The sequence below is a fragment of the Dactylosporangium cerinum genome (genome assembly GCF_042653625.1).
In the GTDB taxonomy this organism is placed as follows: domain Bacteria; phylum Actinomycetota; class Actinomycetes; order Mycobacteriales; family Micromonosporaceae; genus Dactylosporangium; species Dactylosporangium cerinum.
Genome location: NZ_JBHSIU010000084.1, coordinates 1 through 6,878, shown reverse-complemented (window position 1 = coordinate 6,878; position 6,878 = coordinate 1). Strand labels below are relative to the sequence as shown.

Annotated in this window: 5 protein-coding genes; 3 read left to right on the top strand and 2 right to left on the bottom strand. The window is 66.2% G+C overall.

Going from position 1 to position 6,878, the window contains the following annotated elements; all coding sequences use genetic code 11:
* Positions 1-49: 49 nt before the first annotated feature.
* Complete coding sequence (locus ACFPIJ_RS48275) at positions 50-2,590, bottom strand: tetratricopeptide repeat protein (protein WP_380126249.1); 2,541 nt, start codon at positions 2,588-2,590, stop codon at positions 50-52.
* A gap of 182 nt (positions 2,591-2,772) precedes the next feature.
* Here ACFPIJ_RS48275 and ACFPIJ_RS48270 point away from each other — a divergent pair, with 182 nt between their 5' ends.
* Both ACFPIJ_RS48270 and ACFPIJ_RS48265 read left to right on the top strand, forming a co-directional pair.
* Positions 2,773-3,432, top strand: coding sequence for a hypothetical protein (locus ACFPIJ_RS48270; RefSeq protein ID WP_380126248.1), 660 nt, complete (start codon positions 2,773-2,775; stop codon positions 3,430-3,432).
* Positions 3,433-3,515: 83 nt separating this feature from the next.
* Positions 3,516-5,048 (top strand): serine/threonine-protein kinase, encoded by a 1,533-nt coding sequence (locus ACFPIJ_RS48265; RefSeq protein WP_380126247.1) that lies wholly within the window; start codon positions 3,516-3,518, stop codon positions 5,046-5,048.
* A 41-nt stretch (positions 5,049-5,089) separates the two neighbouring features.
* Here the strand turns inward: ACFPIJ_RS48265 and ACFPIJ_RS48260 are convergent, their stop codons facing one another.
* Positions 5,090-5,944, bottom strand: a complete 855-nt coding sequence (locus tag ACFPIJ_RS48260; protein WP_380126246.1) for a hypothetical protein — start codon at positions 5,942-5,944, stop codon at positions 5,090-5,092.
* Positions 5,945-6,233: 289 nt separating this feature from the next.
* On the opposite strand from ACFPIJ_RS48260, the gene ACFPIJ_RS48255 reads away from it, so the two are divergent.
* Positions 6,234-6,548 (top strand): CU044_2847 family protein, encoded by a 315-nt coding sequence (locus tag ACFPIJ_RS48255; protein ID WP_380126245.1) that lies wholly within the window; start codon positions 6,234-6,236, stop codon positions 6,546-6,548.
* Positions 6,549-6,878: the final 330 nt, after the last annotated feature.

Here is a 6,878-nt window from a genome sequence, read left to right as displayed (position 1 = left end):
CGGCCGGGAGGCGGGGCGGCGTGTCATCCAACACCGTCAACGTTCGTGGTCAGAGCACTAGCCGTGCAGCACGATCCCGCGACATCGAACGCTCCGTCCGCAATTCGATCAGGTGCTTGGCGGCCCCTCGCGTGCCAGCAGCCACCTCGTCTTGTAGTTCGCTGATGCGACGTTGCTCGACCAGCAAGTCGACGAGCAGTTCGGCAGCCATTAAGTCGTCCGCGTCGGCGCGGTGCTGGAGCATGGTTATGGCTTCCTGCGTGCGTCCTTGTTGAATGAGCAACTGAACGAGCATTCTGGAGGGCGGCCATCCATGAGCGTCTGCGCGACGTTGCAGCATGGTGATCGCCTCCTCGGTCCGGCCCTGTTTAGTGAGTGACTGAACGAGACGCTTAAGAACGAATTCGTCCTTAGGGTCTTGACGCCATAAGGCGGGTTTGTCGATGATTGCGTCAAGAATGCGCAAACTTTCGAGCCGTTTCATAGCGCGTGGATCGCCGGTACTGGCCCTGTGTCGGAGTTCGTCAGTGAAACCATGCTCAGCCAGCAGGTCAGCCAGCCGAGCGGCCGCATACTTATCCCCAGCGTCGGCATGCTGCCGCGAGACTGCGATCGCGTCCTCAATGCGACCCTGCTCGACCAGTAAGTGGACGAGCAACTCACCCGCGTACGTGTCACCTGCAGAGACAAGTTGATACAGATCATCGATACGGTGATGTGCGGCCAGAAACTCAACGAGTACTTCGGCGGCAGAGTTGTCGCCAGCTTCAGCGCGTTGCTGAAGCTCCTCGACTTGATCCAATTGCATCAACAGTTCCGCAAGCTCGTCCGCTGCGGCAGGATCACCCGCGTCAGCGAGCGGTCGCAAAATCTTTAGTGCTTCATCATGCCGACCCTGCGCCGCTGTCGCTACGGCAATCATAACGACGACGTAGCTGTTGCTGTCGTCATCGAGGGATCGGTAGAAGGCTTCAGCAGTGGCGTGTTGACCGCGTCGCTCAGCGCTGTAGGCGAGGTTGATCGTGTCGCTCGGATCATGGTGATCGATGAGCGCTTGCCAAGCAGCGGTGGGTAGGTGGGTGGTTCGGCGGGCTCGGAGAGCGTGCTGGTGAAGGTAATCAGCGGTGGTGTAGCCGGCGATGTGGCCGAGGCTGGCGGGTACGGGTACGAGGGCAGCGGCGGCGCCGTGGAGCTGGGTGGTGGCGTAGGTCATGGCTTGGTCGAGCCAGTCAGCTCGTGCTGAGGCTTGTTGCGCGGGAGTGAGGTATCCGACTGCGGCGACTTCGAGGAATGCGCGCGTGAGTGGTGCGTCCGCGCCGACGCGGCGAGCGTCGAGGGCGGCGGTGATGACGGCCTTGCCATAGGGGTCAGATGCCTGCTCCCACCAGCGCACCAGTTCTGGCCCCGCGGCCAGCACCTGGGTGAACCCGGCATCAGTGCTGCTCAGTGCGGTACGGATTCGAGGGTCGGTGGCGAGGGTCTCGCCGCGACGCCGTTCCTCGGTGCTAAATGCGGCGGGTACGTCGAGGATTTGGGCGAGGCCGAGCAACTCTCGGTCGTTGGCCTGTCGACGAGTTTCGCCGACGGTGCGTGGTGCAATGCGGGCGTGATACTCGTTGGGCCACAGAGTGCCGAGTAAGACGGTGCCCGCGGCGATCAGATCGCGAACGACGCCGGCTGGTAGGCGTCGTGGTTGGTTGAGGTAGCTTTGTAGTTCGTCGAGCCAGAGCACCGTGCGCGGCGTGGGGGCCATGGCGTAGCCCCGTATAGTGTCGGTGTCGGCTGGGTGCAGCAGCCACCACTCCGGTAGCGCCGCCCGGACCGCTTCGAACAGTGCGCGGGTTTTGCCAACCGAGGAGCCCCCGACGAGCAGCACGAACCCGCCATTCTCTGCGGCGGCTGTGACTGCGGACCGCAGAGCAAGGTCGAGATCGCGGGCTACGTACGGAGGCAGCTCCCCGTCGGCGCCAGCGACCTGAATCGATGCATGCACTCCGAGCAGTCGTGGCCGGGAATCCTGAACCCGAGTTGCGGCGGGCAGGTGATGTAGTGGCGACGCCGCGGTTAGTAGCTGCGCCGTTGTTTCCCACACTCGGGCAGGACCGTAGAACTCCTGTAGTACATGTGCCGCGTCAGCCAACATGAGCATGCCTCGCAGGCGTGGGGCATCCCAGAGGTCGAAGTTGGTCCCTGGGAACTCCTTCGTCCACGCCTTGCAGCGTCCATCCCACCACTTACGCTCAGGTGCATCGAGGTCGCATGGCACGCACAGCGTCCATGTCTCGACCATATAGCCATGTTTTCGGGCATGGTCCATTGCCGATACCAACGACTCGCGGACCTGGTCCTTCTGGGATTTGTCGATGCCGTCGGGAAAGTACTTTGACTGCCAGATATTGATCTTGTCGACGAGGCTGCCGACGAACGTGTCGATACCCCAGTCGCCCGGGTTTGCCCGAACCTCGGTGGCTGTTGGGTGACGCACCTGGATGAGTGCGGTAAGCATTCGGTGGAAGTCCACCCGAGCCGCATCGTCACTGCCCAGCCGGAACCGGTGTTCCCTGAAATCAAGGCGGGAGGCCAGAGTCACCGTACCTCCTGTCATAGACGCGGAACCGCGATGATACACACGGTCGAGCGATACAAGCCGTAGCTACATGGGCCGCTGCCCAAATCCACACCTGACCCTCACCGGCGGTCTTGGGCGCAGCATCACGCACCTGATCAGCGATAGGTGTGGACTCCAAGATCGTAGAGTCGCCTGCCCCGGCAATGCTGTTTCTGCCCAGCCTGGCCGCAGCCGCCGGTTCGCTGAAGTGGACGGTCCTGCAAGATGGGGTAGGGCTCAAAGCGGGCAGTTCCGCCGTTTACGTACGTTCCTCCCTGGCGCTGCTAAGAGTAGTGGCCGTGCTTGCGGCTGCGCCGTCCGTGGCCGGGAAGTTCTTTCCAGGCGCACACGGCGCAGGTGCTGGTGAGGTTGATGCCGCCGCCGATTACGCCGCCCACGACCGGTGCGAGCTTCGTCAGGTTCCCGATGCCCTTCGTGTCGGTCTTAATGATCAGTCGGATGCTGACGGTCTTGTCAACTTGCATCAGGCCGCGTACGCCGCCGGGTGGATGTCAGCGACGATCGTCCGTGCCGCGAGGGATCACGGTGAACGGTGCGGCGGCTGCCAGACCTGCCGTGACCTCAGCGAACTGCTGTCGGGAGTTGCGGCGGTGCAGATCCTCAACCCACCACCGTTGAACCTCCTCGACCCGGCGCGCGCCGTTAACACGCGTGCCGCCCTCACCGCGGACGACATCCTGCAGCGGGAGCTGCTCGCGATGGCCGCCGGTGCGAGGCGCCGGATGCCGCTCGTCGTGATCGTGCTGGTGGCGCTCGCCGCCGCGACCGTCGCGGCGCTGATCGCCAAGGCCGCCGGGATGTAGCGGCGGTGTGACTCGCAGCGCGACGGTGCCGTGTTGGGCGACCATGCTCCTGGCGCGGTGTTGCCGTCGGTCATAGTGAGTTGATGTCGACTAGCTTCGACCTCACGCGCATCGAGCAGCTGATCGGCGCGCTCGCCGACAATGAGCGACAGCGCCTGGCGACCCTGCTGGTACCGATCCGAGACCGGCTACTGGCACAGCGGCCCGCGGACGCGAAGGCGTTGCAGCGTGATCTGGCGGCTGCGGCCCGGGTTCGCGAGCAGGACGCAGCGATCCGGGAACACGTCGGTCGCTTGGCCGATGCTGCGCCAGCCCTGGACGCCGGCCAGCGCGACCGTCTCGCCGTGCTGCTAACCCCGGTCGACGGTGGGACTGCAATGCGGCAGGCGCCGCGGGCCGGCAAGCGGCCGGCGGACGCAATCGTGGCCACGCTCGAGCGGCTGCTCGTGCCTGACCCTGTCGCACCGGCCATGCGGGAGCAGATCCTGACGCTGCTGGTCACTGTCGCTGGGGACGGCGACGGGGGTGTGCCGTCAGCGGAGGTGATGATCGAGTGCCTGCGGCATGGGCCGTTGCGGATACCGGATCCACCGACGCCGGTTCGGGCCGCGTGGCGACGGACCATCTCGGCCGCACTGCGACTGCAACTGGTACCGGAGGGCCACCAGCTGCGTCACCACGGCCGAGACCGCGGCGACCTCATCATCGAGCTGCAGCCCGCCACGCCCGCTCCAGCCCGGCCGGCAATCGTGGTCCCCGCCGACACGGAACTCAGCCACCCGCTCGTGGAAGCCCTGCATGCCCGCCCAGCGGCCCTCGCGGTGTCGCCGCAGGCACGGCCTCGCGCACTACGACTGATCCAGGCGCTGGCCGTAGCGGCGACCCGGCGAGGCCACATTGTCGACCTGCCACCCGGCGACAGCCCCGGGGTGCAGTTCACGAAAGGCGCCAGCACGATCGTGCTGGCGGTGGTCGAGGAGGACGACATTGTCGACGTGCTGCCCAGCGGTGATGACCTGAAAGGGCCGCAGGTCTATGACTGGCAGCGCATCTCCCCGCAACAACAGTGCGTGCCGTCCGGCCGGTTGATGCTGGAGCTGCCGGACGACTTGCGCTTCCACGGCCGGCGACGCCGATGGGCAGACCGGCAGCGGTGGCGACTGGAGGACAAGCTCGGCCACGTCCTGGCGGAGCTCGAGTACCGCGCAGCCGCGCAAGCACAGGCTGAGCAGGAGGCGCAGCTGGAGGCCGCCGACCGGCGTCAACGCTGGGAGGCGGCGATGGCCGCCGCCCGCGCCACCTACATCGACGCGCACTACAACAAGACGGTCCGCAAACAGGTCAAAGACTGGCAACGCGCCCAGGCCGCCCGCGCCTACGCCGCCGCCCTCGCCGCCACCGTCGGCGAGCCGCCAGCGCCGCCCACAGCAGAGCATGCCGCAGCGGATGATCCCCGCTGGACCTGGTGGATCGCGCGCATCCGCCGATACGCCGACGACGTTGATCCGCTGCTGCCAACCCCACGACTGCCCGCGCCACCACCGGAACCGGAACCCGACCAGCTCCGCCCGTTCCTCGACGGGTGGAGTCCGTACGGGCCGGACAGTCACCGCTAGTCCGACGCCCGCCCAGTCCGGGGCGGCATCGCTGCAACCGGCTACTGCGGCATCGTGCCCTTGCGCAGCTGAGCGACCGGCACACCGAGGCGGCGTTCGAGATCGTCGGCCTGCCGACCCCGGCCCGCCTGCCGCAATTCGGTGATCGCCTCGTCGACCAGCCCGCCGAGACGCAGGACTTCGGCTCGCAGCGCGATCAGTTCATCCATACGCTGCCGCGGGCCGGCGCCGCACCACTGCCGGACCACATCCCGCGCGGGCCGGTAGATCGTTGTGTCGAGCTCGGCACACGTCTCCGGCTCGATATGCATCCCGCCGTTACGGCCTGGATAGAACCTGCCGTGGATCGCCTCATGCTCGGCCTGCTCGTCCTCCCGGCGCAACACCTCCAGCACCCTGTCGGCGTGCTGCTCGGCCAGTCGCTGCGACACCGCCAGCAGCGTGTTCCACGACGCGACGACCGAACCATCATCGTCCACATAGCCCGGCGCAACGGCGACGTCGGTAGCTTCGGATCCCGTCGCGCCGGTGAACGCCGCTGCGTCACGGACCCGCAGCACCGCGCATCGATGCAGATCCCGCGAGTCGTAACACCCCTGCGGCAGCAGCTCGTTCACCACCCACATCACGGCCTGGTGCTCCACCGAATCCACCGCCGCTTCGGACACCGCTGCCACCGCGTCCCACCGCTGCTCGGCAAACCGGAACGCCTCAACGCCATCCCACGTCACCTTGAGCCGGGCCGGAGAGACCCAATCCTCCCGCCCTTCGAACTCGGCGTCGAGAAATCGCACCAACAAGCGCGGCGGCCGCTTCACACCGACCCGAAGCACCTCAACCCGGACCAACGGATCCTGCGAACGCGCCCGATATGCCCAAATCTCACCAACGTCCACGCCCTCACCTCCGACGACCGAGTTCAAGTTCGCCACCCGCAACGGGCCAAGTCCGCAACCCGGAACGACATTACGGGCTGTGCGCTACCTGGCCTGCTGGGACACCGCCCCCGATCGGCATGCTGTAGTCGGTCTTCTCCACAAGTTCCAGCTCCGCAGCTACCCCATGTCCTTGCCCTGGTTGACGAGGCCAAGTTCCTGGAACTGCCACCCGACTTGGGTCGTTGGAGTCGTTGTCGCAGGGGTAGGACCCGCGGGGGTAGTCCGTTTGGCGGTAAGGAGGGGGGCGGTGGTGGTGGCAGTGGTGGAGTTTCCGGTGCAGGGCGGCGGAACTGTCCTGGTCAACGTTGCTCCGGAGTACGCCGACGAGGTGGTGACCCGTGATCTGAGGGGCGCCGGGGCGACGCAGCGGGCTAAGCAGTCGTTTGAGTCGGCCCTGGACACGATTCGCACGGTTGCCGACAGCGTGTTGGGGCAGGTAAGCGAACTGGCGCGGCACCCTCATGAGGTCAAGGTGGAGTTCGGGCTGGAGTTGACCGCGAAGACCGGCGCGGTGCTGGCGACGGCGGGCAGCACCGCGCATCTTCGGGTGGAGCTGACCTGACAACCAACGCCGGACGGCGACGGTCTTTAGTCGTGGCGGGGTCGATCAACTGCGTCGGGTTCCCGCGCCTGAGGTAAGGGTGAGGACGCTTTCGACGCATGTCAAATGCGCTGAGACCATGATCATGCCGCTTGCGTGGCAGGCCGAGTGGGGGGTGGACGATGGGTGAGGATCTCGAGCTGGAGGTTGGCATCGGCCCCGGCGATCGGACCTACCAGGTTCGTGTGGTGCATGCGCCCGCTGGCGGCGAACCGGTGGCCACATTGCAGCTAGTGCTCTGACCACGAACGTTGACGGTGTTGGATGACACGCCGCCCCGCCTCCCGGCCG